The 25,185-nt window shown below is 45.2% G+C and carries 26 protein-coding genes and 2 tRNA genes; 11 read left to right on the top strand and 17 right to left on the bottom strand.

The genetic code is table 11. The features are described from left to right. Positions 1–3 precede the first annotated feature (3 nt). Genes AOC28_RS08565 through AOC28_RS08555 form a run of 3 tightly spaced genes read right to left on the bottom strand, consistent with a single transcriptional unit; the run spans position 4 to position 1,578 of the window. Positions 4–408 carry a hypothetical protein gene (locus AOC28_RS08565; RefSeq protein ID WP_072583561.1) on the bottom strand — a complete coding sequence of 135 codons (405 nt, stop codon included), beginning with the start codon at positions 406–408 and terminating at the stop codon, positions 4–6. Beyond that, positions 405–647, bottom strand: coding sequence for a hypothetical protein (locus AOC28_RS08560; RefSeq protein WP_072583560.1), 243 nt, complete (start codon positions 645–647; stop codon positions 405–407). The genes AOC28_RS08565 and AOC28_RS08560 overlap by 4 nt, the downstream gene beginning before the upstream one ends. Continuing rightward, positions 637–1,578, bottom strand: a complete 942-nt coding sequence (locus tag AOC28_RS08555) for a YdaU family protein (RefSeq protein ID WP_072583559.1) — start codon at positions 1,576–1,578, stop codon at positions 637–639. The genes AOC28_RS08560 and AOC28_RS08555 overlap by 11 nt, the downstream gene beginning before the upstream one ends. A 551-nt stretch (positions 1,579–2,129) precedes the next feature. Between AOC28_RS08555 and AOC28_RS08550 the strand changes: the two genes are divergently transcribed. Beyond that, the gene (locus AOC28_RS08550; protein WP_072583558.1) at positions 2,130–2,339 is read left to right on the top strand and encodes an AlpA family phage regulatory protein; all 210 of its coding nucleotides are present in this window, start codon (positions 2,130–2,132) and stop codon (positions 2,337–2,339) included. 52 nt (positions 2,340–2,391) lie between these two features. Further along, on the top strand, positions 2,392–2,733 hold the full coding sequence (locus AOC28_RS08545) for a hypothetical protein (protein WP_158009051.1): 342 nt from the start codon (positions 2,392–2,394) through the stop codon (positions 2,731–2,733). On the opposite strand, the gene AOC28_RS08540 is transcribed toward AOC28_RS08545, so the two are convergent. From AOC28_RS08540 to acs, 7 genes are all read right to left on the bottom strand, one after another. Continuing rightward, on the bottom strand, positions 2,716–3,162 hold the full coding sequence (locus AOC28_RS08540; protein WP_202816842.1) for a hypothetical protein: 447 nt from the start codon (positions 3,160–3,162) through the stop codon (positions 2,716–2,718). The two genes, AOC28_RS08545 and AOC28_RS08540, sit on opposite strands and share 18 nt — an antisense overlap. Before the next feature lie 20 nt (positions 3,163–3,182). Beyond that, positions 3,183–3,512, bottom strand: a complete 330-nt coding sequence (locus AOC28_RS08535) for a hypothetical protein (RefSeq protein WP_072583555.1) — start codon at positions 3,510–3,512, stop codon at positions 3,183–3,185. A 19-nt stretch (positions 3,513–3,531) separates the two neighbouring features. Beyond that, positions 3,532–6,399, bottom strand: coding sequence for a type I restriction endonuclease subunit R (locus AOC28_RS08530; protein ID WP_072583554.1), 2,868 nt, complete (start codon positions 6,397–6,399; stop codon positions 3,532–3,534). A gap of 1 nt (position 6,400) precedes the next feature. Beyond that, complete coding sequence (locus tag AOC28_RS08525) at positions 6,401–7,579, bottom strand: restriction endonuclease subunit S (protein WP_072583553.1); 1,179 nt, start codon at positions 7,577–7,579, stop codon at positions 6,401–6,403. Further along, positions 7,576–9,162, bottom strand: coding sequence for a type I restriction-modification system subunit M (locus AOC28_RS08520; protein ID WP_072583552.1), 1,587 nt, complete (start codon positions 9,160–9,162; stop codon positions 7,576–7,578). Before AOC28_RS08520 ends, AOC28_RS08525 begins: the two co-directional genes overlap by 4 nt. Before the next feature lie 320 nt (positions 9,163–9,482). Beyond that, positions 9,483–9,573 (bottom strand) — tRNA-Ser (locus AOC28_RS08515). Between the two features lie 57 nt (positions 9,574–9,630). Further along, positions 9,631–11,604, bottom strand: a complete 1,974-nt coding sequence (gene acs / locus AOC28_RS08510) for an acetate--CoA ligase (RefSeq protein WP_072583551.1) — start codon at positions 11,602–11,604, stop codon at positions 9,631–9,633. A gap of 187 nt (positions 11,605–11,791) precedes the next feature. Between acs and AOC28_RS08505 the strand changes: the two genes are divergently transcribed. The 5 genes from AOC28_RS08505 to AOC28_RS08485 are packed head-to-tail and all read left to right on the top strand — an operon-like array spanning position 11,792 to position 15,958. Continuing rightward, on the top strand, positions 11,792–13,315 hold the full coding sequence (locus AOC28_RS08505; RefSeq protein ID WP_072583550.1) for a fumarate hydratase: 1,524 nt from the start codon (positions 11,792–11,794) through the stop codon (positions 13,313–13,315). A 39-nt stretch (positions 13,316–13,354) separates the two neighbouring features. After that, positions 13,355–14,161, top strand: coding sequence for a glutamate racemase (gene murI, locus AOC28_RS08500; RefSeq protein WP_072583549.1), 807 nt, complete (start codon positions 13,355–13,357; stop codon positions 14,159–14,161). After that, positions 14,158–14,844 carry an energy transducer TonB gene (locus AOC28_RS08495; RefSeq protein WP_072583548.1) on the top strand — a complete coding sequence of 229 codons (687 nt, stop codon included), beginning with the start codon at positions 14,158–14,160 and terminating at the stop codon, positions 14,842–14,844. The genes murI and AOC28_RS08495 overlap by 4 nt, the downstream gene beginning before the upstream one ends. A gap of 5 nt (positions 14,845–14,849) precedes the next feature. Beyond that, the gene (locus tag AOC28_RS08490; protein ID WP_072583547.1) at positions 14,850–15,542 is read left to right on the top strand and encodes a MotA/TolQ/ExbB proton channel family protein; all 693 of its coding nucleotides are present in this window, start codon (positions 14,850–14,852) and stop codon (positions 15,540–15,542) included. Between the two features lie 2 nt (positions 15,543–15,544). After that, positions 15,545–15,958 carry a biopolymer transporter ExbD gene (locus AOC28_RS08485; RefSeq protein WP_072583546.1) on the top strand — a complete coding sequence of 138 codons (414 nt, stop codon included), beginning with the start codon at positions 15,545–15,547 and terminating at the stop codon, positions 15,956–15,958. 3 nt (positions 15,959–15,961) lie between these two features. Here AOC28_RS08485 and AOC28_RS08480 read toward each other — a convergent pair whose 3' ends face one another. Beyond that, positions 15,962–16,426 (bottom strand): hypothetical protein, encoded by a 465-nt coding sequence (locus AOC28_RS08480; protein ID WP_237767778.1) that lies wholly within the window; start codon positions 16,424–16,426, stop codon positions 15,962–15,964. A gap of 20 nt (positions 16,427–16,446) precedes the next feature. Then, positions 16,447–16,535, bottom strand: a tRNA-Leu gene (locus AOC28_RS08475). Positions 16,536–16,670: 135 nt separating this feature from the next. On the opposite strand from AOC28_RS08475, the gene AOC28_RS08470 reads away from it, so the two are divergent. From AOC28_RS08470 to purU, 4 genes are all read left to right on the top strand, one after another. Continuing rightward, complete coding sequence (locus tag AOC28_RS08470; protein WP_072583545.1) at positions 16,671–19,130, top strand: penicillin acylase family protein; 2,460 nt, start codon at positions 16,671–16,673, stop codon at positions 19,128–19,130. A gap of 67 nt (positions 19,131–19,197) precedes the next feature. Continuing rightward, the gene (locus AOC28_RS08465; protein WP_072583544.1) at positions 19,198–19,602 is read left to right on the top strand and encodes a surface-adhesin E family protein; all 405 of its coding nucleotides are present in this window, start codon (positions 19,198–19,200) and stop codon (positions 19,600–19,602) included. Then, positions 19,580–19,963: a hypothetical protein gene (locus AOC28_RS08460; protein ID WP_072583543.1), complete on the top strand. Its 384-nt coding sequence runs from the start codon at positions 19,580–19,582 to the stop codon at positions 19,961–19,963. The genes AOC28_RS08465 and AOC28_RS08460 overlap by 23 nt, the downstream gene beginning before the upstream one ends. Positions 19,964–20,038: 75 nt before the next feature. Further along, the gene (gene purU, locus AOC28_RS08455; RefSeq protein WP_072583542.1) at positions 20,039–20,893 is read left to right on the top strand and encodes a formyltetrahydrofolate deformylase; all 855 of its coding nucleotides are present in this window, start codon (positions 20,039–20,041) and stop codon (positions 20,891–20,893) included. A gap of 17 nt (positions 20,894–20,910) precedes the next feature. Here purU and soxA read toward each other — a convergent pair whose 3' ends face one another. Genes soxA through AOC28_RS08430 form a run of 5 tightly spaced genes read right to left on the bottom strand, consistent with a single transcriptional unit; the run spans position 20,911 to position 25,185 of the window. After that, on the bottom strand, positions 20,911–21,693 hold the full coding sequence (gene soxA, locus AOC28_RS08450; protein ID WP_237767777.1) for a sulfur oxidation c-type cytochrome SoxA: 783 nt from the start codon (positions 21,691–21,693) through the stop codon (positions 20,911–20,913). Beyond that, a complete protein-coding gene (locus AOC28_RS08445; RefSeq protein ID WP_072583540.1) occupies positions 21,690–22,019 on the bottom strand; it encodes a thiosulfate oxidation carrier complex protein SoxZ in 330 nt (109 codons plus the stop codon). The genes soxA and AOC28_RS08445 overlap by 4 nt, the downstream gene beginning before the upstream one ends. After that, a complete protein-coding gene (locus AOC28_RS08440) occupies positions 22,016–22,489 on the bottom strand; it encodes a SoxY-related AACIE arm protein (RefSeq protein WP_072583539.1) in 474 nt (157 codons plus the stop codon). Before AOC28_RS08440 ends, AOC28_RS08445 begins: the two co-directional genes overlap by 4 nt. Positions 22,490–22,500: 11 nt before the next feature. Further along, on the bottom strand, positions 22,501–22,941 hold the full coding sequence (soxX, locus tag AOC28_RS08435; protein ID WP_072583538.1) for a sulfur oxidation c-type cytochrome SoxX: 441 nt from the start codon (positions 22,939–22,941) through the stop codon (positions 22,501–22,503). 27 nt (positions 22,942–22,968) lie between these two features. After that, positions 22,969–25,185 carry a molybdopterin cofactor-binding domain-containing protein gene (locus tag AOC28_RS08430; RefSeq protein WP_072583537.1) on the bottom strand — a complete coding sequence of 739 codons (2,217 nt, stop codon included), beginning with the start codon at positions 25,183–25,185 and terminating at the stop codon, positions 22,969–22,971.

Raw genomic sequence — 25,185 nt, 5'->3', positions numbered from 1 at the left:
GGACTAGTGTTTTGCTTGGGCAGCCTGCTCCCACTCGTCTATGCTCATAGCGCTTGGCACGACCAGAACTCCACTTTGTAGGGGTGCGCCATCTTTACCTGTGTGCTCAATGGCAGATAAGCGGGGATGTACGTAAGGTGCAGCGTGCCTTCCTACGGTGGCAGCCATGTTCAGAAGCTTTATGCGAGCTTCATTTGCTAACGTCTTGTCGCCAAGTTCCTCTTCTTGAACATTGCCAGCTTCTTCGTATAGCTGGTGCATTACCTTCATCATGACTTCCAGCGGCGTGATCCCTTGGGTGGCAACAGCTTCAGCAATTTGGCGAGTACGCTTAGTTAGACTGCCAGTCTTGCGACCAGCCCCCTGTCTTTTTCCACCCTTTGATTTCTTTTGATTGTTTTCAATCATGAGGTGACAGTTGGTTCTTTGATGAGCTTCAAAAGATGGGGTTGCAAGGCTACCGAGTCTCCAAGGGGTTCATCAAACTCGATGATGATTCTTTGGAATAAGTCATGTCGGCTTTGGGCTCCGCGATGCTTTACCACGGTGCCTATGCGCCCACTAGGAGTCTTCACTTTTGATCCTATGGGGAAGTCCTCCATGTCTAGACGATCAATAACGCCTGCAATGGTTGGATTAGTTTGCATTGGGTTTCTCCGTGGCTTCTACGCGCTCATTTCGCTTGTGTAGTTCTGCAAAAATTCGGGTTTTAAAGCTCTCGTAGTTTTCCGCTCCTTGCGCTCTCATACCGAGATCCCTGGCCTTGATGTCTATGCCCTCATTGGTTTTCCACCAGGCATCTTCGTCTGCGCTAGCCGCTTCCGCCTTCTTTCGCACCCCTTTGAGTATTGCGAGCACATAGCCTGCATTGATGGGGGTTGGGTTTGAGACTTTCATACGTGTTTCCTTTGCTGTGGCGATAGCTTCTGCCACCTCAGCTTCCGTTACCCCGAGATTGACGATGTCTCGTATACGGTAATCGTCTACGGCAATTGCTCTGCCCTCCTTGCTGATCATGGCTGCAAAGCTTTTATATTTTTCGATGCGCTCCTGAAAAATCTTTTCATCATCGGCAAGCGTGGGTGGTCCTTGGGAAATTTTTTCCTTTTCACCCCCATTGTTTTGTTTGCCTGGCGTATGGAGATTGGTTACTGGTGACTGGTGTTTGGTGTCTGGTGAGCATTGCGTTCGCAATGCGATCGCATTGCGAACGCATCCATTATTTGATGGATTTTCTTCTGATGAATCATCATTTGGAAATGATTGCCATCTGCCTTCTGCGCTCCGCCTGGCTTTAAGTTGCTTGTCTTTGAAACGGGCTATTTCATGGTCACAGCGCTCTTGTCTCCAGCCATCATCAGTGAGGGTAAAAAATTCATTGAGGACAGATACAACTGCATTTTTTTCTTCTTTTGATCGTGCGTTGATCAATCTTTGCACTAGTTTGATTTCGATAGGTAACGGTTTTTCTGTGGCGTAATACTTTCGGATGAGGCGGCTGTAGGTTGCATCCTCTATGAATGTAAGATGCGCAGTCGCTTCTGCGTAATCTCCAATGTGATGCTCGTAGTAATTCATCTCAATCTGTCTCCGTGTAGTTCTTTTTCTTGCGCGCAATATTTTTTGCAAGAGATGAATCTAACAATCGGAAAGCGTATCGTCAAACGCGTTTTTTCTGAATTTTTCTTTAATTTATTTATTCATCAATTCGCTGTAATCCATGTTTGAGATATTCGTAAGAATGAATGTCTTCATCTAAAGTGTTTATTGATCTATGCGTGTCCACCAACCTCTTTGCGCTATCAGAAAGTTCTGACAAGGCTGTAGCCATTTATTTATATGGCTTGTGATACTTCTATGAATAAATATTTTTTTGTAGTCAAAAAATAATATGCGTCTTCAAAGTGGGTATTGACATTTGATTGACCACCAAAATTTCATTGACTACATTGCACTTCAGCAGCACACAAAATGATGCATAACAAAACACAATTGGAGATTAAATTAAATGGTGGCATTTCGTTTGTATAGCTTGTATCGATCTTATGGATACACAAAAATGAGTTCTGCAAAGATGGCGTTGCAGGTTTATCGTAAAAAAGTAAAACGCGCCCGCTAAGGAGATGGTGATGAGTCAATCAAATACTCAAATTCCACCAATTACTTTGATGAGAATTCCTCAAATATTGAAAGTGATGCCAGTTTCTAAATCTAAGTTTTGGCTAATGGTTCAGAAAGGTGAGTTTCCCAAACCAATCAAGATTGGAAGATCTTCGTTTTGGACGATTGAACAGGTTCAGGCTTTTATTAGAGAAAGGAGTGGGCAATCCACCAATTGAAACATGGACATCTCCTGAGCTTATGCTATCTATCCTACGGAAAAATCAGGAGATGACTATGCATGCAGTGAATTTATCCAAACCACTTAGCGTTGAGGTCTTTGACCATAAACGCCCTATGGATCAGAGTGCTTGGATTCAAATTGGGGATTATGAGGATCTGAAGGATGCTGTGGATGCATGCAGGAGAGTAATTGATCGGGCCTTATGCAAACCGCGATATTCATCTCTCGCTGGACACGCTTTGATGCAAGAGTATTTAACTTATGGCCCAGTCCCATGCATTTGCGGGGTTGATAATCTGGATACCTTTAACCCTTATGAGTATCTCGAAAGCAAAGCCAAGTTAGGCAGGCAATGGCGCCACGAAAATGTTCTAGGTCTTAGTCTTTAAATAACGGACAACAGTCCCCCAATCGGGAAACTCAGGGGTAGCAAAGTGAATATGCTCACCCTTAAACCTATCTACTCCATTCTTAAGGCGATCATCCACCAAGAAATCTCCATCATTCAGATTCTTGTGGTGACTTAGGATTAAGCGTTTATATGCTGGCTTACCTAGATAGTCTTTCACCCATAGCAACTTATCAGACCAAGCGCTTGGATTGCCCCATGGGGCTGTTGAAAGGATATAGGTGTCGAACATGGTAGCCAACTCTTCATATGCGGCAATTGCCCCTGGAATTGGATCCATCAAATAGAAGATGCCTGGAACTTCATCCAATCTATCTTCGTACTGGTCTTGTATATGTTCAGGGGTTCTTGCGATTCCTGATGGGAAATCCACCAGGACGTTATCCATATCTATGTAGAGTATTTTCACTATCTAAATCCTTTTAAGAACTACCCAATCCTATCAAGAACGTTGCGCTCGATACCATCAATACCAATCGTCATTTGACTTACTGACTCCTTGTACCTAAGCCAACTCTGAGGGTTAGCAAAGCGACGGTGTACGTGCATATGACATTTACGACAAAGGTGAAATTGATCGGTTTTTCCTGCCTCAAATGGCTCCGAATAATCCTCAGCATGGGCATCAATCAAACCCTCGGTCTGGCCGCAGGCACAGCATTTAGCTGGTCTAGCCAATGTACCATTTGCCCATTGCTTATTAAGCCAATTCTGAGCCTTAACTCTTTGACTCGGGGTAAATCCGTTATAGCTATTCATTTTTAAAATGAGGTCTGCCTCAACCCATACCTTCTATAAACGTATCAATAAATCGAGCAATAGCATCACCAACTCTCACTAAAGTTGATTTACGCTCCAATATTTTTGGCTTTTGTTCCAGAACCTCAATTAACTCCTCAGACCTTGGGGCTTGATTTGTAAATTCATAGCCCTCTAGTAAAGCTTGAAGCTTCGGCCCATTAACCCCCTCAGACTGACAAAGCGCATCAAAGGCTGCCTTCTTCTTCCTGGCCCAAAAGACCTCAAATTCTTCTGCAACTCCATCAGGAGATAGGCCGCTGAGGCTCTCTTCAATAAATTGCTCAATAAGGGTCCTCTTAGAGCGCAATTGAATCTCGCCAGACAGATAGTCATCAATCTGCTTTTTGATTCCCTCGCCCTTTTTGCCTTTACCACCATTCTTTAACCATTCGGTTAATAACAGAATAATGTACGCAACATTAATTTGATCCCGATGAATGAGAACAATCTCAAAGTCCACGTCATTCAGAATGGAATCTTTCTCTTTGGCATTCTCATGTTTGACGCGTTCGTAGATATCGAGGTACTTAGACTTGTAATCTTCAAAACCTTGCTCAGTAAGTGCAAGATCCCCCTCTTTATAGTCAGTAAACGAAGTGATTACGTTCTTTAATTTAAGAAGTTCTCTAAAGCGCGTTACAAATAGCAGCTGCTCATTCTCATCTTGCAAATCATCCACTGATGAAACGGTTGGAGTTAAGGCAAGGAGTGCCTCAACCGCTAGGTTATATTTCTCAACGTAATTCTCATAAGGCTCTAGCAGTACTGTTTCTTTGGCGTCCTTATTGGAGAATAAGGCAATCGCTTCATCTGTCTTTTCCTTCAGATTCCTAAAGCAAATTATATTGCCCTGTGATTTCTTATCGTTCAGGATGCGATTGGTTCTAGAGAATGCCTGAATTAAGCCATGGTACTTTAAGTTCTTATCTACGTAAAGCGTATTGAGCCTTGGACTATCAAAACCAGTGAGGAACATATTGACAACCAATAGGATGTCCACTTGCCCCTGACGCACGCGCTTAGCAATATCTTTGTAGTAGTTGTAGTAGTCCTGGCTATCTTTAGTCGAGAATTTAGTGCTAAACATCTCGTTATAGTCATTGATGTATTGATCTAGCTTGTCTCGGCTATAGGTCACCTTTTCAGGCGTCACGCCATCATCCTCAGGAATTACGCCACCGGTACCATCAGCCTCAGGATTGGCCTCATTCTGCTGATAGCTGAAGATGGTGGCAATCTTTAAGTCTGAGCCCGTTTCTGCGATTTTCTGTTTGAATAAGTCGCAGTAGCGAATCAATGAATCTACACTGTCAACGCAGAACATCGCAGTGAAATCTGGATGCTTTGTCTTTTGACGATGATGATCAATGATGTAATCAGTGATCTTATTAAGCCGGTCGTCAGCCTCCATCAACTCCTTGGTATCGATCGACTCGACGTCGATATCCAGATGGCTGCCAGATTCTTTTTTCTTATAACGCCCGACATACTCTACAGAAAAACGTAGGACGTTCTCATCCCGTATCGCATCAACAATAAGGTATTTATGCAGACAAGTGCCAAACAGATCGGCGGTTGTTTGCTTGCGTCCACCATGCGAAGATGCGTTCTTCTCCAGAATCGGCGTTCCAGTAAAGCCAAACATTTGGCAGTTACTGAAATACTGCTTAATGTTTTTGTGGTTCTCGCCAAACTGGCTACGATGACACTCATCAAATATGAAGATCACCCTCTTGTCTTTTAGGCCGTCCATCTTGATGGCATGCCTATCTCGGGTGATTGCGTTATTCAGCTTCTGGATGGTGGTGAGAACAATCCTAGAGGTTGGGTCATTCAGCTTTTTAACCAACTCTGAGGTATTTGGCGCACTGTCGACTGAACCCTCTTCGAAGTGGTTAAACTCCCTCTCCGTTTGGTAGTCCAAGTCTTTTCTATCCACAACAAAGACCACCTTATCAACCTCGGGCAATTCAGCAATGATTTGACTGGTCTTAAACGAGGTTAAGGTCTTGCCAGAGCCGGTTGTATGCCAGATATAAGCATTGGACTTACTCGTTTTTACCTTTTCAATTAGGGCCTCTACTGCGTAGTACTGGTAAGGGCGCATTACTAAAAGCAATTTGTCTACCGTCAGAACCATGTAGCGAGAAATCATCTTCGCTATATGGCAAGGCTTTAAGAATTCAGCACTAAAGTCATGCAGGTCTGAGATGCGCTTATTTTCTTTGGTAGACCAGAAGAAGGTCTGCTTGAAGGTGAACTCTTTAATACTCTTATTGTTAGAGAAATACTTGGTATTGACTCCATTGCTAATGACAAAGAGCTGAACATACTGAAACAAGCCGTAGCCCGCATCATAGGATTCATGCTTATATCGGATGATCTGATCAAAGGCGACCTTTAGATCCATACCGCGACGCTTGAGCTCTATCTGAACCAAAGGTAGGCCATTGATCAGGATCGTAACGTCATAACGATTCTTACGCTTACCTTCGGTTGATATTTGGTTGGTGACCTGAAACTCATTCTGGCACCAGTCAACATGATTTAAGAAGGTAATCCATATAACATCGCCGTTATCACGCTTTAAGGCAAATTTATCTCGAAGGATTTCAGCGCGGTCAAAGACGTTACCGGTGTTTAGCTTATTGAGAATCTGCTCATATTCCTTATCGCTAAAGCGAAGGTTGGGAATATGATGGGTGTTTTCGTTATGGACCTCAAGTTGGCGCCTCAAGTTAGCCAGCATGGCAGATTCATCCAGAATCTCTACGCGGGAGTACTCCATTGACTGGAGTTGCTTGATTAGCGCTTCTTCTAGAGCGGCTTCAGATTGGATGGCCATATTAGATAAACATCTGCTGTAAAAGGCCCTGCTTGTATTGCTTGGTTAACTCAAGCTTGGATTGCACTGAATTAATCTTCAAATCTAGCGAATCCAAGAATTTAGCAATTTCCACCTGCTCCTCAAGACATGGAAATTCAACTTTTAGACTGCGAATATCACCTCCGCTAATTGCCGTGAAGGTACTACCTTGTTCAATTGATTTCCATTTGAATGATTCAAACCAAAACAAGAGTTGATATAAAAAATCTCGGCTGGTATTTTCTTTTGGAGACATAGAGCAGACCCCTCTACCGATACAAGCTCTAGTCGTAGATTTACCGACCGAGCCAACGGGAGCTCTGACCGTAAGGATCAAATCCCCAGAATCACATGTTTTTGTGGGCTGAGAAGTCCAAATTCTCGGTACAGTTAAGCGATTGGAAATATCTGCGTTACCCTGGATAAGTGGCACCCCAACTGAATCTTCGTTATAACTGGATGATTCTGGCGATTGCCCCATATTAACAATACAGACATCATCAAATGTCTGCGATTGCCACTCCGGAAAATCCTGTCCGGCCTTATCTTTAAAACGTATTTCCTGATTAAAGATTTTTTGCATAACCCCCTTTTTGTATTGAAAAAGGAGCTCATGCTTTTTGGCCAGGAGGGATATTTTTTGATCTATTCTCGAGAGAAAATTTCCTACTTTTACCTGCTCCTTTGCGGATGGAAATTCAATTGGAATGGAGTTGCAGGCGGCCTTGTTCATATATAGAACTGCTGTCTTAGTTGCAATCTTTTCCATGTATAATTTTTTAGTTGACATGGCGTAAAGCAAAAAACTCGGAATTATTTTTTCGCAGGGAACAAATGCATGTAATTGTTGGTTAATTACTATTTCTCGACCTGCAATTCCAACAAGCCCCAAATCACCCACGCATGAGATAACTATTGAATCTTTTGGGACAATTTTTGAGCCAATATTGTTAGCTTCTTTACGGCTAATGTTTAGGCCTTTTTTTGATTCAGAAATTACCCCATTTTGCTGGATATCTGGCGTTGTTACCCAGGGGATGTCTCCATTAAAGTGGACCGGCTTATTTCGGCCAGGAACTATGGAGTCACATACATCTCCAATGGGTAACCGAGTCCATCCCTCAAAATATTGAGGAAACCTTAAATTAGGGAGGTTCATTGCGGTCTACTCCTACTAAACGGGGGCTCAATACCAAGCTCTTCGCAAAAACTAGAAATTTCCTTGTCAATATCAATGGATTCTTTATCTAACTCGACCAATTGAGCAGAAACTAAATTTAAATCAATCTCCTCTTCAGCCTCAAAGCTATCCACATACCTTGAGATATTGAGATTCCAGTCATTTTCTTTGACTTGCTCAATAGTGGCTATGGCACTGTACTTATCTTCTGCTTTACGCGCTCTGTATGTCTGAACAATCTTGGAAATATGCTCGGGGCGCATCACATTTGTTGTTTTGACTTTCTCAAAGTGCTTGCTGGCATCTATGAATAAAATATTGTCATTCTTCTTGCGGCACTTACGCATTACCAAGATACAAGTTGGAATACCGGTGCCGAAGAAGATGTTGGATGGCAAACCAATAACGACATCTAAGCAGTTCATCTTTTCTATAAGGTACTGCCGAATATGCCCCTCTGCCCCACCTCGGAACAGTGCACCATGAGACAAAACGACTGCCATGGTACCTTCTTCAGATAAGTGGTAAACCATGTGCTGTACGAAGGCCAGGTCAGCTTTACTGCTTGGCGCTAGCTTGCCATATGAGCTAAAGCGGTCATCGCTCATAAACATCGGATTGGCAGACCATTGCGTTGAAAATGGTGGATTGGCCACAATCGCATCAAACTTCATTTCTAAATGCTGAGGCTTTTCTAGTGTGTCTTCATTCTTGATATCGAACTTACTAAAGTGCACGTCATGCAAAATCATATTCATGCGGGCTAAGTTGTAAGTCGTTGGATTTCTTTCTTGCCCATAGATGTGGCCAACAAACTCTGCTTGTCGTTTTACGCGTAGTAGGAGTGAGCCGGACCCACAGGTTGGGTCATAGACATTTCTGAGTTTTGGGTTATTCAGAGTTACCAGTTCAGCAAGAAGTTGTGAGACTGGTTGTGGGGTGTAAAACTCACCCGCCTTTTTTCCTGCGCCACTGGCAAATTGACCAATTAGGTACTCATAGGCATCGCCAAGGACATCAGCCGTAGCATCGCGCAATTGGAAATTAATTTCATTTAGATGAACCAGCACCTTGGCAATAAGATCGTTTTTCTCATCCTCGGATTTGCCCAGCTTGGCTGAGGTAAGATCAATATCATCAAATAGGTGCTCAAATTCTTCAGCACTCTCGGTACCTAAAGTACTTTGCTCGATATTTTTGAGGACCTTAGTTAAGTCACTAAGAATGAAGGTATTGGAGCCTAGTTCGCCGTTTCCTTTTTTAGCCAGATGATCAAACATTTCGCTAGGCGCAAGGTAGTAGCCAAGCTCTTCTTTGCAGGCCTCCTCAATGGCCTCTAGGTATTTTTTACCTTCTGTAGATTTTTCATCAAGAGTTTCAAATGTCAGCTCTTCACCCTCTAACTGATCATTGGCAAAGTTGGCAATTTTTTCCGATAGGTACTTGTAGAAGATGAAGCCAAGGATGTAATCCCGGAAGTCGTCTGCGGACATCTTGCCTCGCAATGTATTGGCAATATTCCATAGCTGTTGCTGTAATTGACGACGCTGCTCTTCTGACATCTATTTCCCTTGATTTTGGGCTTAAAACCCAGATAACTGAATTATCAAAATGCCATTACTAGCGCTAATAATGATATTTTTTAGTTTAACTTAGCCCCAACCCTCCTTGGCTCGGCATTAGCCTGCCTACACAGGGGATTAATGGTGATTTCAAGGCGCCAATCAAAGATTTTTCTGGAATCCAGTTATTTACCCAGAATGCTCCCTCCCGATCCATCCAGAACAGCAAATTCAGACAATGTTTTAGTGGTGGGTAGAGTGGTGGGTAGAAAGCCCTCAAAAAGAAAGAGCCCCATGGATAGGGGCTCTCAGGGTGCTACTGGCGGAAGAGGCGGGATTCGAACCCGCGGTAGGCTATTAACCTACGCACGCTTTCCAGGCGTGTGACTTAAACCGCTCATCCACCCTTCCGGAACCGATGATTATACGATTCCCGAAGGGGTTTGGTCTAAATCTTGATTTAGCTTATTACAGAGACTCTTTGAGCTGGTCCAAGATATGTGGATTTTCCAGGGTTGAGGTGTCTTGAGTTACTTCCTCGCCTTTAGCAATCACACGTAAGAGACGACGCATGATCTTGCCAGAACGGGTCTTAGGCAAGTTATCACCAAAACGAACATCCTTAGGCTTAGCGATCGGGCCGATCTCCTTACCTACCCAGTTACGTAGCTCAGTAGCAAGCTTCTTGGCTTCATCACCAGTTGGGCGTCCGCCCTTCAGAACAACAAATACGCAAATGGCTTCACCAGTCAGCTCGTCAGGACGACCTACAACTGCTGCCTCAGCAACTAAAGGATTAGCCACTAAGCAAGATTCAATTTCCATGGTTCCCATACGGTGACCAGAAACATTCAATACATCATCGATACGACCAGTAATCGTGAAGTAGCCAGTCTCTTTGTTACGGATTGCACCGTCACCTGCCAGATACAAGGTACCGCCCAATTCTTCTGGGAAATAGGATTTCACGAAACGATCTGCATCATTCCAAATCGTACGAATCATAGAAGGCCATGGACGCTTCACAACCAAGATACCGCCTTGACCGTTAGGAACATCTACACCAGCCTCATCCACAATCGCCGCCTGAATACCTGGCAATGGCAATGTGCATGAACCAGGAATCATTGGGGTTGCGCCTGGCAATGGTGAAATCATGTGACCACCAGTTTCTGTTTGCCAGAACGTATCTGCGATTGGGCACTTTGAATTACCAACATGCTCGTAGTACCACATCCATGCCTCTGGATTGATTGGCTCCCCTACAGAACCTAGAAGGCGCAGTGATGACAAATCGTAGCTCTTTGGATGCACTGCTTCATCATTGCTGGATGCTTTGATCAATGAACGAATTGCAGTTGGTGCTGTGTAGAAAATAGAGGCTTTATGTTTTTGGATCATGTCCCAAAAACGGCCAGCATTTGGATAGGTTGGCACGCCTTCAAATACGATCTCAGTAGCGCCAACTGCGAGTGGGCCATAAGTAATATAAGAGTGACCCGTTACCCAACCAATGTCGGCAGTACACCAGAACACGTCATTAGGCTTAATGTCGAAAGTCCACTTCATTGTGAGAATGGCCCACAAAAGGTAGCCACCTGTTGAGTGCTGCACGCCCTTTGGCTTACCGGTTGAACCGGATGTATAAAGAATAAATAATGGATGCTCAGCGCTTACCCACTCTGGCTCACAAGTTGTCGCTTCATTGGCTACGATCTCCTGCATCCAAACGTCACGCCCTGCTTGCATCGTGATATCAGTACCAGTACGCTTGCTCACGATGACATGCCTAACCTTAGGGCACTCGCCCGTAGAAAGCGCTTCATCACAAATTGCTTTGAGTGGCAATGCTTTGCCACCGCGGAACTGGCCATCAGCAGTAATCACTGCAACTGCGCCCACGTCCATAATGCGGTCACGCAATGCTTGGGCAGAGAAACCGCCAAACACTACAGAATGAATTGCGCCAATACGCGCACATGCCTGCATAGCAACAATGCCTTCAATCGTCATTGCCATGTAAATGATGACGCTGTCGCCAGACTTAACACCCATCTTGCGCAATGCGTTTGCCATTTTGCAAACACGCTCGAGCATCTCTTTGTAAGTTACTTTAGTAACTGTGCCGTCATCTGCTTCAAAAATGATGGCAGTCTTGTCACCTAAGCCGGCCTCGACTTGGCGATCTAAACAGTTGTATGAAGCATTAGTGGTGCCATCTTCAAACCATTTGTAGAAAGGCGCCTTGGATTCATCTAAAACCTTGGTAAAAGGCTTTTTCCAATAGAGGTTCTCTTTTGCAAGACGACCCCAAAAACCGTCGTAATCTGAATTGGCTTCAGCACAGAGCTTGTTATAAGCCTCCATACCTGGAATTGCCGCACCCTTTACAAAGTCTGCAGGTGGGTTAAAAACGCGGTTTTCTTGCTTTAATGGTTCCATGCTTCACAGCCCTCTATCTAATAATCAATAATCTAAAATCAACAACAAATGCGAGAAAATGTCGCAAAATGGCATATTTAGAGTCTCAAGACCTTAGAAGATAAGTGAAAACACTGGGGATTTGCTCTATGGCAAACCCTTAAAATAGGGCAAACCTTACTAATAATGTGGAAATAAGCAGATAACCATGACCAATATCAAACAAAACGACCTGATTCAAAGCGTTGCGGACGCATTTCAATTCATCTCCTACTACCATCCCAAGGACTTTATTACCGCCATGGGCAAGGCTTATGAATTGGAACAAGGTCATGGTGCCAAAGATGCGATTGCTCAAATTTTGACCAACAGCCGTATGTGCGCCGAAGGTCATAGACCGATGTGCCAAGATACCGGCATTGCTGTGGTCTTTCTCAAAATCGGCATGAATGTTCAATGGCCTGATGCAACCATGAGCGTCACAGATATGGTGAATGAAGGCGTGCGTCGCGCATACCTTAACCCTGACAATATGTTGCGCGCTTCAGTGTTGGCAGATCCAGCAGGCAAACGAAAAAATACCGGTGATAACACCCCAGCCGTGATCCACTATGAAATCGTCCCGGGCGATGATGTTGAAGTGATTTGTGCGGCTAAAGGTGGTGGCTCAGAAAACAAAGCCAAGATGGTCATGCTCAACCCTTCTGATTCCATTGTGGATTGGGTTCTCAAGACCGTTCCTACAATGGGCGCAGGTTGGTGCCCTCCAGGCATCCTCGGCATTGGTATTGGCGGCACACCAGAAAAAGCCATGCTCATGGCTAAAGAAGCACTGATGGGTCCCGTAGATATTCAAGAACTCATTGAGCGTGGACCTAAAAATCGCGTTGATGAACTACGACTCGAACTCTATGAAAAAGTAAACAAACTCGGCATCGGCGCTCAAGGCCTAGGTGGTTTAGCCACTGTGCTCGATATCAAGATCTTGGATTACCCAACGCATGCTGCTTCATTGCCAGTAGCCATGATTCCGAATTGCGCGGCGACTCGTCACATTCATTTCCACTTACATGGCGATGGTCCTGCGAAACTCGAAGCCCCTTCACTCTCAGATTGGCCAGATGTAACTTGGACACCAGACGTTCAAAAATCCAAGCGTGTGAATTTAGACACCCTCACTGCTGAAGAAGTAGCTAGTTGGAAACTTGGTGAAACACTATTACTGAACGGCAAGATTTTGACTGGTCGTGATGCCGCTCATAAGCGCATTCAAGACATGCTCGCTAAAGGCGAAGAGTTGCCAGTGAGCTTTAAAAACCGCGTGATCTATTACGTTGGACCAGTTGATCCAGTACGTGATGAGGCAGTTGGTCCAGCAGGCCCTACTACTGCAACTCGTATGGATAAATTTACTGAGATGATGCTTGCCAAAACTGGCTTGATCTCGATGATTGGTAAAGCTGAGCGAGGACCAGAGGCGATTGAAGCCATCAAGAAACATAAGTCAGCTTACTTAATGGCTGTTGGCGGCGCTGCGTACTTGGTATCTAAAGCCATTCAAACTTCTAAAGTAGTTGGCTTTGCCGATTTAGGCATGGAAGCCATTTACGAGTTTGATGTCAAAGACATGCCAGTAACTGTTGCAGTGAACTCAGAAGGCATCTCGATGCACAATGAAGGTCCCCGTGAATGGCAAGCGAAGATTGCCGGCATTCCAGTGAAGATTGCTTAACACCCTAACAACTTCATTACAGAGCAAGCATAGTCCACATTGGCACTCATCGGGGTTTTCGATTCTGGCGTTGGAGGCTTATCCATATTGGATGAGGCTCTGCGTCAGCTGCCCCAGCATGACTATATTTATCTTGCTGATTCAGCCAACGCGCCTTACGGCGAAAAATCAAGCGAGTGGATTGCAAAGCGCAGCCTCGCTCTTTGCAACTATCTAGCTAGCAAAGGATGTGACGCCATCGTAGTTGCTTGCAACACTGCAACCGCTGAAGCGATTAAACAAATTCGGGAGTCAACCTCTGTTCTGATCATTGGGGTTGAGCCAGGCATTAAGCCAGCAGCCATGCAATCGCAAAACAATATAGTCGGCATCCTTGCTACTGAGGCGACTCTCAAGAGCGATAAGTTCAATGCGTTAATAAATACCCTGCCAAATGATTGTCAGTTCATCAAACAAGCTGGCCCAGGATTGGTGCCGTTGATAGAGTCTGGTAAAGCGGATAGCGAAGAAACCTTAGAGTTGCTAGCAAAACATCTTGAGCCCATTCAAGATGCAGGCGCTGATACCTTGGTCTTAGGCTGCACGCACTACCCTTTTTTAAGAAATGCCATTCGCAAGCTCCTCGGAGAATCAATTATAATAATTGATACTAGTGATGCCGTAGTAAGGCAACTGAAGAGACAGCTAGAGTCTCTCAATATAAAGAGCGGTGGCAAAGAACATGGATCGATGTTGTTTATCAGCAGCAAAGATGAGGCTATTCTGATGTCGATGGCGCAAGATCTCATGTCTGCCGATTTAACTTTGCATTCCATAGAAGCAAATATCCTAGGTGAAGTGCGATGAGCACTTTCCTGAAAAAATTAGATGGTTATATTCCGTTCAACAAAACTGAACGAATCATTATTGGCATCGTGGTGCTCTTGCATGCACTCCCTGCTCTCGAGTTTTTGCACTTTAGTCAGCGCCCGCCGCAAATGGATGATGAGCGCGTCATGGCAAATTTAGTTAGTCCTGAAGCCTCTAAAACTCAACAACCACCTGCTGCCACTCCGCCTAAACCAAAAGAAGAGAAGAAAGCGGTTAAAGAAACGCCAAAGGATAAGCCCTCAGAAAAGCCTAGCCCCACACAGGCACAGCCGCCAACGCCTGCGAACCAAGTTCAAAGCAAATCCGATGCACCACAACAAAATGCTGCTGTAGCCCCTGCTACTAGTGGGGGTGCTAGCGGTACACCTATTCAGACTGACATTGGTAAACTGATTGTGGTTTATCAGCCTGATGCAGATGCTTACTATCCGTCATTCTCTAAACGCTCTGGGGAACAAGGTACAGTAGTAGTGCGTTTAATTATTGATGAGGGCGGCAACGTAGAGGATGTGGCATTACTGCAATCTAGCAACCTCCCCAGACTAGATCGCGCTGCAACTGACATCGGTAGACGTTATCGCTTTAAACCTTTTTTAGTAAATGGCTCACCCCAAAGAATTTCCACCAATCTTTTAATCAAATTTAATCTCAAGAATTAATCAATATGAATACACCATTTGGCATAGCAAATCTCTGGCTTGAAGGCGATGCGATTACTCGATTTGTGGCAATTGCCCTACTGACCTGCTCTATAGTGACTTGGGTCATTTTCCTAACTCGACTTTGGGATTTACGCAATCTACGTAAACTCAAAACTGAGCTTGAGCAATTCTGGCGCGCTACTTCGTTTGATCAAGGCCTACAAGCATTTAGCAACCATGCTATGAACCCTTACTACCAAATTGCGAAGTCAGCAACCAAAGCATCTGCGCACCACCAAAGTCAATCCACCAATCACCGTGAATTACTGCAAACACTGAACTATTCAGAGTGGATGGCAAGAAGCCTTAAGAACAGCGTTGACAGCATTGCAGCGGGATTACAGAAGGGCTTAACCTTTTTAGGATCTACTGGCGCTATTGCTCCATTTATTGGTTTGTTTGGCACCGTGTGGGGCATCTACCATGCCCTGATTGCCATCAGCAGCTCAGGAAGCGCACAACTGGATCAAGTGGCTGGGCCGATTGGCGAAGCACTCATCATGACCGCACTTGGATTAGCGGTAGCGATCCCCGCAGTTCTTGCCTTTAACGCCATCAATCGCGCCAATAAATTATTTGTTGCCGACCTCAATCGTTTTGGCAATGATCTTTTGGCCTACTTCGTTACAGGTGCCCGCGTTAACTCCGGAGAATAGTCATGTCTTTTCATATGCAAGACGACCAAAACGACGACAACATCATGTCGGAAATCAACATGACGCCGATGGTGGACGTCATGTTGGTACTGTTGATTATTTTCATCATCACCCTGCCTGTGATTCAGCAAGCAGTAAAGGTTGAGCTTCCAAAGGCTAATAGCGTTCGCAATGAAGTAAAGCCTGAGTCAGTTCAGCTATCAATTGATGCCAATGGTCAAATCTTTTGGAACAGTACCCCCATTGATTTAAAGACCTTTGATGGCTATGCAGAAAAAGCGGCTCAGAAAGATCCTCAACCAGAGATCAATCTGCGAGCTGATAAATCCGTGAAGTATGAATATGTTGCGCAGGTTTTGGCTGCATCGCGCCGTGCTGGCTTAACCAAGCTCGGGTTTGTAACCGAGCCAAACTAAGTTTTATTTAGTTCTGTAGGGCGCTTTCGAGGGAAAACAAGTCTCTTCACTAGTGTGGGTGCCGTTTCCAATAGTTGCACCCAAGATACCACCCTGTATTTTCTCGACCTTCTTGAACTTACCGGTTACTGGGTCAAGCGTAATGTTGGTGATGACATTACCTGCAGGATAAGAAACCCCCATAATTTCTTCAGGCTGAAAATTCGCCTCGATCAATATCAAGATATTGGGGCGGGCCAAGGTGATACTCTTGACGTCTTGTGTTCCATACATATCTGACTGATCTAGGTCACGACCATCTAAAAAGATCTTGGCCTTTTGAGCGCCCGAGGAGAGCATCAATTTCATCTCATACTCTTCGGTGTAGCCCTTTTCCGAGCGCTTGCAATTAAATTCGAGAACATCAACGCCCCATGCAAGAGATGAAAAGATCAAGCTAGAGCAAATGAGAAGTTTAGGTAAATTCATAGATGAGGGATGAGTGTCTTTGGTGCCCGAGGCCGGAATCGAACCGGCACGACTTTTTTGAGTCGGCAGATTTTAAATCTGCTGTGTCTACCGATTTCACCACTCGGGCTCGCATCAACAATAAAGCCGTGCTAAATAAATCAAGACAAGCGAAATTTTAGCACGCAAGCCACTAATAAGACCCTGGAGCCCCTTTTGCCCCGCAATCCAAGGGCGTGACGAATAAAGCATCTAAAATATCTCCATGAATTTACCGGCTAAATCATCGGGGCTCGCCAAGCTTTTACGGGCTGGACTGTGGCTTATAGGGCTATGTCTCATTACTGGCCTAGCAGTCACTCTTGCCTATTTATATTCTGCCCAATCCAATATCTCCGGGAAACGCACAATTAAAAGTCTGGGTGATTCTGTTGCCATCACCTTTGATGAGTCTGATGTTCCGCATATTAATGCAAAAAGCCAGGCAGACGCCTACTTTGCCTTAGGCTACCTACATGCCAGTGAACGCTCCTGGCAAATGGAAATGAATCGACGCATTGCAAGTGGTCGACTTTCCGAAATCCTGGGTCATGACACTGTAAAAATTGATCGCTTTGTGCGCACCCTCGGTATCAAACGTGCAGCTGAGCGTCAATTTGATCGCTACCCTGTTTCTGCCAAACGTCTATTGCAAGCCTATGCCGATGGTGTCAATGCTGGCAATGCACAATTGGGTTGGGCTCTCCCGGTTGAATATTTCTTAACAGGTTCAAAACCAGGCCATTGGTCTCCGACGGATAGCGTTGCTTGGATGCTGATGATGGCTTATGACCTAGGTGGAAATTGGCAGAAAGAATTACAAAGGCTTGAGTTATCCCAATACCTCACAACAAAACAAGTTTGGGAGGTGATTGAGCCATATGAAAATGATGAGCCTGTCAGCAATATGGATTTTTCCAAGCTCTATAGAGATCTGCAGGTCTTTCATCCCGCTCCAGGTCCAATTGAGAGTAAGCCCAAGAACTTACCCGCAACCGAGTTGAGCCAGTTAGATCAAATGGGAGCAAGAGATGGTATTGGCTCCAATAATTGGGCTGTGGGCGGCAAGTTAAGCGCTTCTGGTAAGCCCTTATTGGCTAACGACCCTCATCTGGGACTTTCCGCACCGGCTATTTGGTACTTTGCCCATCTAGAGGCCCCTGGATTAAATGTGATCGGCGGCACTCTCCCCGGAATACCTGCAGTGGTTTTGGGTAGAACGGATAAATTTGCATGGAGCTTTACCAATACCGGAGCCGATGTTCAAGATTTATATATTGAGCAAATTGACCCAAAGAATCCAGGCATGTATCGAGGTCCTGATGGACCACTCCCATTTAAAGTGCATCAAGAGATTATTGATATCAAAGGATCCCCGTCACTGACTTTCTTGGTAAAAGAAACACGACATGGGCCTGTTATCTCTGATTCCTATGCAAAGGCCAAACGTACGATTGACACGGATCGCTTTGCTCTTGCCTTACGCTGGACAGCACTTGATCTTGAAAACCAATCAGTCATCGGATTATTGGATATGAATCATGCGGCTGATCTTGATCAATTTAAACAAGCCCTACGGAAAAATTACGCCCCGATGCAAAACGTCGTGATGGCGGATGCCGAAGGCAATATTGCTTATCAGGCAGCTGGGGTCGCCCCCAAAAGGATCTTGCACCAAGGCCTCTATGGCGTAGCCCCAGCACCAGGCTGGGAGCGTCAGTATGACTGGAACGACTATGTGCCTTTTGAGCAGCTCCCCTCTATCAATAATCCCGAACAGGGCTGGATAGCAACCGCTAATCAAAAAATTATTGCAGTCAATGATCCCAATCCTTTAACGGGCGACTGGGAATTGCCAACACGTTATGACCGAATTGTTGATCTCATCAAATCCAAAAGCATTCATTCGACTGACGATATGAAGGCTATGCAAGGCGATACCCTATCGCTTGGGGCGACACCATTATTAGAACTATTTAAGGCCAGCCAAAGCTCTCATCCCTTAAGTGCGCAAGCAATGGAAATTGGTAAAAGCTTTGATGGCAATATGAAAGTAGATAGCGTAGGCGCACTTATCTTTAACGCTTGGGCAGACCAATTGACCCGCAATCTCTTCTCTAGATTAAGTTATCTGTTTACTGAAAATTATGGAGCACGCAACTACCGCGCCCCACTAATACGCCAAGTAAAAAATCCCAATAGCCCCTGGTGTGATGATCCTAAAACCGAGAAGATTGAATCTTGTCAGGAGTCATCCAATAAGGCGCTTGATAAAGCCTTAGATTACTTAAGTAAAAAGTATGGTGACGATCCCAAGACTTGGGTCTGGGGTAAGGCCCATATCGCCATCTCTGAACATCGTCCACTGAGTAAGGTGCCGCTACTAGGAAGCTTGTTTAATATCCAAACCCCCTTCCCTGGGGATGGCTTTTCCGTCAATATGGGACGACTTGAGCTGATTCAGACGGAGAATCCCTATCAGACATTGCAAGCGTCAAGCTTACGGACAATTTATGATTTATCGGATCTTGAGAAATCACTTTTTGTATATCAGACAGGTCAATCAGGATGGGTACAAAGCAAGCTGTATCGCAATATGAACTCATTGTGGGCAAACAATGAGTACCTTCCCCTGCAGATGAGGCCAGAAAAGACTGGTCGCCAGCTAGAATTAGTTAACAAGTAGCCTCCATGCCATAGGCGTTTAAAATACCGTATACACATCACAAGCAATTACTAAGGACTGAATTCTCATGAAATCCATCACCACCCTACTCGCAATTTCAGCCTCATTACTGGTAAGCAGCAATGCTATGGCTGCCTGGCAAGATATTGGCAAAAATGATCAATCCACTGTGTATGTGGATACCGCTACCCTGCAAACTCAGGGAAATTTAGCGCAGATTATGTCGATGCTAGACTTTAAAAAGCCTGGCCAAGACCCACAAACTAAAGAGAATGTGAATTCGATTATTGGTTTAAACGAATACGATTGCAGCTCTGGAAAATATCGTCCGATTGAATTCAAAGTATTCACTGGCAATCGCGGTAAAGGCAAAGTAGTTGTAGATCAAAAAACCCCTGATAGCATTTTTGAAGCCATTCCAAACGGCTCATGGGCTGCAGGTGTATTTAATGTTGCGTGTCGTAGCAAATAATTTTCCGTATTTGCGCTTAATCCATATCCTCTGGATTGGCTTAATCTGCTTACTAGGATTTTTGAGTGCCTGCGCTGCGCCATTGGTAGCGCTTAGCAGCTCCGGTACAGCCGCAGCGAGTACGGTTGGAACCGCTGCCGTAGCAAATCCTGGAACAGCAGTTAGCCTTGCCTCAACTGTAGCAACAGGTAAATCCCCCTTAGAGCACGCCGCATCTGCTGCCACCAAAAAAGAATGTAGCTTCTTTAATGTGATTGACTCAAAGCCCATCTGTATTGAAGTTGTGCTACCCACTGTTACGGATAAAAGTGAGCCCTTCTTAGGGTCTGGAGATACGACCAAGAGTTCCACCCAGCAATAACTAGGCCACTTAGCCCCAATCAGGGGGATAAGCGTCTAAAATTAGTACTTACAAGCAATCTAATAACGAATTAATATGGCCACTGAAAACTATTACCTTACTCTTACCTGCCCGAATAAACCCGGCATTGTTGCTGCGGTCTCCACTTATATATTTGAACTAGGTGGCGACATTGAAGAAGCTCAACAGTTTGATGACAAAGCGTCAAAGCGCTTTTTTATGCGCGTCAGCTTTAGCTGTCCTGCGAATGTAGAGTCACTTAGAGCGGGCTTTGTGGAAATTGCAAAGCGTTTTGAACTTACTTGGGATTTGCGTGCAGTAAAGGATCTTAAGCGCGTATTAATCATGGCCTCCAAGTTAGACCATTGCCTGGTAGACCTCCTCTATCGCTGGCGCATTGGTGAATTGCCAATGATCATCTGCGGCATCGTCTCCAACCATCCTCGTGACGTCTATGCCAGCATTGATTTTGCGGACATCCCTTTCTACCACTTACCAGTCACGCCTGAAACCAAGCCAGCGCAAGAGGCGAGACTTCTTGAAATTGTTGCAGAGTCTAAGGTAGACATGGTGATTTTGGCGCGCTACATGCAAATCTTGTCGGATGATTTATCAACCAAGCTATCTGGCCGCTGCATTAACGTGCACCACTCATTCTTACCTAGCTTTAAGGGTGCCAAACCTTACCATCAAGCACATGCGCGCGGCATCAAACTGATTGGTGCTACCGCCCATTTTGTGACCAGCGATCTGGATGAGGGTCCGATCATTGAACAAGACGTGACCCGCGTTACCCATGGCGATACACCAGATGATTTAGTACGTAAGGGTCGAGATTTAGAGCGCGCAGTTCTCTCAAGGGCTTTACGCTACTACCTACACGATCGCGTCCTCATTAATGGAGCTACTTCAGTAGTCTTTTCTGATTAACTGAGGAAAAACCTTTGCTAAGGCCTCACCCCTGGAGATTCTAGGGGAAGGCCTCTGGCTCGCCACATCAGAAATAGCTCTAACTGCGCCATCTCTGGCGAACCATACTCAAATTGTTGCGCCCTAACTCCGCTCATGCAGTTGCGCAAACGTCTTTGCAAAGAGCCCAGGGTTTGCCACTCTAAGCGATATATGGGATAAGCGTTGGGGTGTCCTTGCGGTATTGAGCTTCCGCCAAGCTTTAGACCCGCCCTATCCTCGTGACATTGCGCACAAGATAAATTGAGCTGTCCCATGCGCTCATTGAATGACCGCCTACCCTTTTTTAAGAAAGGTGCGTTAGCAGAGTTTTCATTAACTACAATTGGCATGCCCTTGGACTGAAATGCAATAAAGGCAGTTAAGGCTAAGAGATCTTTGCTCTCGTAGACTAAGGCGGGGGCTGATTGGGTGCCGACTCTACACTGGTTGATTTGGCCTTCCAGTGTCTGGAGTTTGCCTTTTATCACTTTCGGATATTGTGTCGCTACACCCCGCATGGATTTTTTTGCATCGCCATGGCAGGTGCTACAAGAATTATTTTGTGGGCCAAGCTTCTGTTGCCATAAACTTTCACCATCACCAACCCAGAACATTGCCGGATTGAGTGAAGGATCATCCTGCATTGCCTTGTTCTCGGCAGACATTAATTCATAACTCGATTGTTGTGATGGCGGGATTGCTTTAGCCACACCCATGCATATGAAGCCAACAAGCGTGAGATAAAGACTGCTCAGAAAAAGAGATGTCTTTTTTTTCACGAAACAGTAATGTGAGACTGGTTTACCGCCTCGTACCCATCATCCCCAACCCACCTGAATTCAAGGGTTCCTGACTCAACGGCGATAGTGGTAAAGATGATTAAGGGATTAGCCCCAATTCCTGAATAGAAATCCGCTTTAAACACTTCCACAGTGTTGTAGGTGCAGGTAAAGGTACGAATGATGTCGCGAGGAATGGGCTTACCACCCTCGGTATATCGAAAACCTGACTCCATATCATGCTGCGCAATTGCGCGAATCTCAATAATGGAATCTTTTTTGGCCGTCGTCGGCATCGTGATGGATGTACGGGAAGTTTTACTCATACCACCTCCGTACATGCAGAAAGGGTTACTAAGGTTTCGGCGGAACCCTGCCAAAAACTACCATTACTCATTTGCGCAATAGCCCATACCTTCTGACTATCAGCCAAACGGACGCGCGTCGTAATATTGGCAGTTCCTGAGCGAGGGGTAAGGTACACGGTAAAGATATTCGGCAAAGGATTGCCTTCGGCAATCACATGGATGGTCTTAACGTAATCATTGGCGGTCATGGAGCTATCAACACTCACCTTCAAAACCACTAGATTACCGTTCTCCACAAGTGGAGGAATAGTTAAGGTTACCTTACCCTCCTGAATAGTGGCTCCACCAACAATCTTTTTAATAGCCTCATCAGCCTCTTGTTTTTTAGCAAAGGCTGTTAAAGGATTTGCTAGTAAGCCTAGGGCTATCAGCCCAAGACCTTGAGCTTGCTTAAGCCATTGCCGTCGATACTGACTAATATTTTTCATCTAGAGTTCAGTTAGTTTTGATTATTCAAAGTCATTAAAAAAGCGACCACATCTTCGATCTCTTGGCCATTCAGGATGGTTTGACCAACAAATTTAGGGGCTACACGATTGAGATGCCCTATTTGATAATAGGCCGGCATGATTGTTTGGGGGTTGAAGTGTGCTGCATTCACAATACGCGCTCTTAATTGAGGCGCACTTAACCTTGCTACGCTCGCCTTCAATTCAGGAGCTAAGTTCCCTTGAAAGCGCTCTTCTGGAAAGGGACCGCTATGACACAACAAGCACAAACCCGTTTGACGACTTGCCACGATTGCCCTGCCACGTAGTGGATTGCCCGCCTCAGAAGAAAGGGATTCGAAAATCGAATCCCCCGTAATCACTTGAGCGTGCACAACATTGAGATTGAGAATGACTAGCAATGAAAATGCTAGTGCAATCCTCTTTCTCATCGACACAATTTCACTATGAACTAACTCTTAGACCAACTTAATGCCGCTGTTTTTCAAGGGCACTGTGCGCAAGCGTTTGCCTGTTGCCCGGTAGAATGCATTAAGTACTGCTGGTGCAGCTACCGCAATAGTTGGTTCACCAACACCGCCCCACTCTTTACCGCCACCTTGAATGATGATGGTTTCCACTTTTGGCATTTGAGATAGGCGAATCGAGTTAAAGGTGTCAAAGTTCTTCTGTACAACTGCGCCATTCTCAATGGTAATTTCTTCTTCAAATAAAGCAGACAAGCCATAAACAAATGAGCCAGCAACCTGACGCTCGATTTGAGCTGGATTCACTGCATAACCTGGATCAGTTGCCGCTACGATACGATGAATTTTCACATCAGTACCATTGATCACTGAGAGTTCGCAAGCGGCAGCGACATAGCTTCCATAAGAATGCATCTGTGCGACGCCACGAAATACTCCAGGCGCAGCTGGCTTAGTCCAGCCAATGCCATCAGCCACCGCATTGAGAACTGCAATCGCACGCGGATAATCCTGCATGTGCTGACGACGGAAATCAATGGCATCTACACCGGTAGCTTCTGCTAACTCATCCATAAACGTTTCTAAGAAAATGGCATTTTGATTCACATTCACGCCACGCCAAAAACCTGGCGGGACATGAGTGTTACGCATAGCGTGATCAATATTTAAATTTGGGAATTTATAAGTAATGCCATGCTCACCGGTCTCATCTACACCCTGAAAGGCTGCAGGATCCTTACCTTTATTCGAGGCTACCACTGCTGGGCGAACTGCGGCTAAGATGGATTGGCCTGATAAACGCATATTTAAACCGGTAACGTTTTTCTTATCATCGATGGACGCAGACATCTTACACATCATCACTGGGTGATAGTGATCATGTGTCATATCTTCTTCTCGAGTCCAAATCAACTTGATAGGTGTTCCCGGCATTTGCTTTGCAATATTTACCGCTTGAGTTGTGAAGTCCTGAAAGGCACCACGACGGCCAAAGCCTCCACCAAGGTTGACTTTATAGACATTACATTTTTCAGCGGGCAACCCAGCAGCCGCTATCAATGCTGCTAATGATGCCTCACCATCTTGGGTTGGAACCCATGCCTCACACATCTCTGGAGTCCACTTCGCTGTAGCAGTTTGTGGCTCTAAGGTTGCGTGACTCAAAAATGGATAGAAATAAGTCGCCTCCATTGTTTTAGACGCACTAGCAAAGGCAGCTTTCACATCACCGTTAGCGCTTCCGACAAAAGCGTCATTTGCGGTCAAACCTTCTTCTAGGTTTTTCTTAATAGATGCGCTCGAAACGGCAGCATTTGCTCCCTCATCCCAAGTAATATTTACCTGCTCAAGACCAGTTTTAGCATGCCAAAACGTATCAGCAATAACGGCAACAGCATTATCGCCGACTTGAACCACTTTCTTAACGCCCTTCACATTCATGGCTTTTGCAGAATCGTAGGCCTTAACCTTGCCACCAAATACTGGGCACTGTTTGATAGTTGCGACCAACATATCAGGCATCTTCAAATCAATTGCGTAAACCTGACGGCCCGTAACCTTATCAGCAACACCATCAATACGATTGACTGGCTTACCAATGAGCTTCCACTCTTTTGGATCCTTTAATGGAATCTCTTTAGGAACTTCCAACTGGGATGCGGCAACAGAAACTTTTCCAAAAGTCGTTTTCTTACCGGATGGTGTGTGTGTAATAACGCTGTTCATGGCAACACACTCAGAGGCTGGTACATTCCATTGAGTAGCGGCAGCCTGAATAAGCATCATGCGGGCGGCGGCACCCCCTTTACGAACATACTGCTCAGAGGTACGAATACCACGACTTCCGCCAGTAGAATAACTGCCCCAAGCCGCCTTACGCACCAAGCTTTCAGCAGGCGATGGATATTCATAACTTACTTTTTTCCAGTCGCATTGAAGTTCTTCAGCAACCATCTGCGCCAAACCGGTAATGGTTCCCTGGCCCATTTCTGAGCGAACGATCCGGACAACAACATCATCGTTTGGCTTAACTACAACCCAGATACCGATTTCTGGGGTTGATAACGGGGCCATAGCGGTTGTACCGGTGCCCATTGCAGCATTTGCAGTAGATATAAAAGAAAAATCAAAGCCAATGGCCAAGCCAGCCGCAACAGCGCTAGAGCCAATAACAAAATGACGACGGGAAATATTTGTATTTGTAGTCAT

The organism is Polynucleobacter sp. MWH-Adler-W8 (genome assembly GCF_001889925.1).
Lineage (GTDB): Bacteria > Pseudomonadota > Gammaproteobacteria > Burkholderiales > Burkholderiaceae > Polynucleobacter.
The sequence above is the reverse complement of the archived record's forward strand: the minus strand, read 5'-3'. Positions and strand labels throughout refer to the sequence as shown.

Excerpts from the sequence above, each read along its gene's own strand:
- AOC28_RS08560 (WP_072583560.1), bottom strand. The coding sequence starts at position 647 with ATGCAAACTAATCCAACCATTGCAGGCGTTATTGATCGTCTAGACATG.
- AOC28_RS08535 (WP_072583555.1), bottom strand. The coding sequence starts at position 3,512 with ATGAATAGCTATAACGGATTTACCCCGAGTCAAAGAGTTAAGGCTCAG.
- AOC28_RS08520 (WP_072583552.1), bottom strand. The coding sequence starts at position 9,162 with ATGTCAGAAGAGCAGCGTCGTCAATTACAGCAACAGCTATGGAATATT.
- AOC28_RS08445 (WP_072583540.1), bottom strand. The coding sequence starts at position 22,019 with ATGAGTAAAACTTCCCGTACATCCATCACGATGCCGACGACGGCCAAA.
- AOC28_RS08545 (WP_158009051.1), top strand. The coding sequence starts at position 2,392 with ATGACTATGCATGCAGTGAATTTATCCAAACCACTTAGCGTTGAGGTC.
- acs (WP_072583551.1), bottom strand. The coding sequence starts at position 11,604 with ATGGAACCATTAAAGCAAGAAAACCGCGTTTTTAACCCACCTGCAGAC.
- soxX (WP_072583538.1), bottom strand. The coding sequence starts at position 22,941 with ATGAGAAAGAGGATTGCACTAGCATTTTCATTGCTAGTCATTCTCAAT.
- AOC28_RS08470 (WP_072583545.1), top strand. The coding sequence starts at position 16,671 with ATGAATTTACCGGCTAAATCATCGGGGCTCGCCAAGCTTTTACGGGCT.
- AOC28_RS08495 (WP_072583548.1), top strand. The coding sequence starts at position 14,158 with ATGAGCACTTTCCTGAAAAAATTAGATGGTTATATTCCGTTCAACAAA.
- AOC28_RS08555 (WP_072583559.1), bottom strand. The coding sequence starts at position 1,578 with ATGAATTACTACGAGCATCACATTGGAGATTACGCAGAAGCGACTGCG.
- AOC28_RS08530 (WP_072583554.1), bottom strand. The coding sequence starts at position 6,399 with ATGGCCATCCAATCTGAAGCCGCTCTAGAAGAAGCGCTAATCAAGCAA.
- AOC28_RS08490 (WP_072583547.1), top strand. The coding sequence starts at position 14,850 with ATGAATACACCATTTGGCATAGCAAATCTCTGGCTTGAAGGCGATGCG.
- AOC28_RS08480 (WP_237767778.1), bottom strand. The coding sequence starts at position 16,426 with ATGAATTTACCTAAACTTCTCATTTGCTCTAGCTTGATCTTTTCATCT.
- AOC28_RS08550 (WP_072583558.1), top strand. The coding sequence starts at position 2,130 with ATGAGTCAATCAAATACTCAAATTCCACCAATTACTTTGATGAGAATT.
- AOC28_RS08565 (WP_072583561.1), bottom strand. The coding sequence starts at position 408 with ATGATTGAAAACAATCAAAAGAAATCAAAGGGTGGAAAAAGACAGGGG.
- AOC28_RS08525 (WP_072583553.1), bottom strand. The coding sequence starts at position 7,579 with ATGAACCTCCCTAATTTAAGGTTTCCTCAATATTTTGAGGGATGGACT.
- AOC28_RS08430 (WP_072583537.1), bottom strand. The coding sequence starts at position 25,185 with ATGACTACAAATACAAATATTTCCCGTCGTCATTTTGTTATTGGCTCT.
- AOC28_RS08505 (WP_072583550.1), top strand. The coding sequence starts at position 11,792 with ATGACCAATATCAAACAAAACGACCTGATTCAAAGCGTTGCGGACGCA.
- AOC28_RS08485 (WP_072583546.1), top strand. The coding sequence starts at position 15,545 with ATGTCTTTTCATATGCAAGACGACCAAAACGACGACAACATCATGTCG.
- purU (WP_072583542.1), top strand. The coding sequence starts at position 20,039 with ATGGCCACTGAAAACTATTACCTTACTCTTACCTGCCCGAATAAACCC.
- AOC28_RS08465 (WP_072583544.1), top strand. The coding sequence starts at position 19,198 with ATGAAATCCATCACCACCCTACTCGCAATTTCAGCCTCATTACTGGTA.
- AOC28_RS08460 (WP_072583543.1), top strand. The coding sequence starts at position 19,580 with ATGTTGCGTGTCGTAGCAAATAATTTTCCGTATTTGCGCTTAATCCAT.
- AOC28_RS08440 (WP_072583539.1), bottom strand. The coding sequence starts at position 22,489 with ATGAAAAATATTAGTCAGTATCGACGGCAATGGCTTAAGCAAGCTCAA.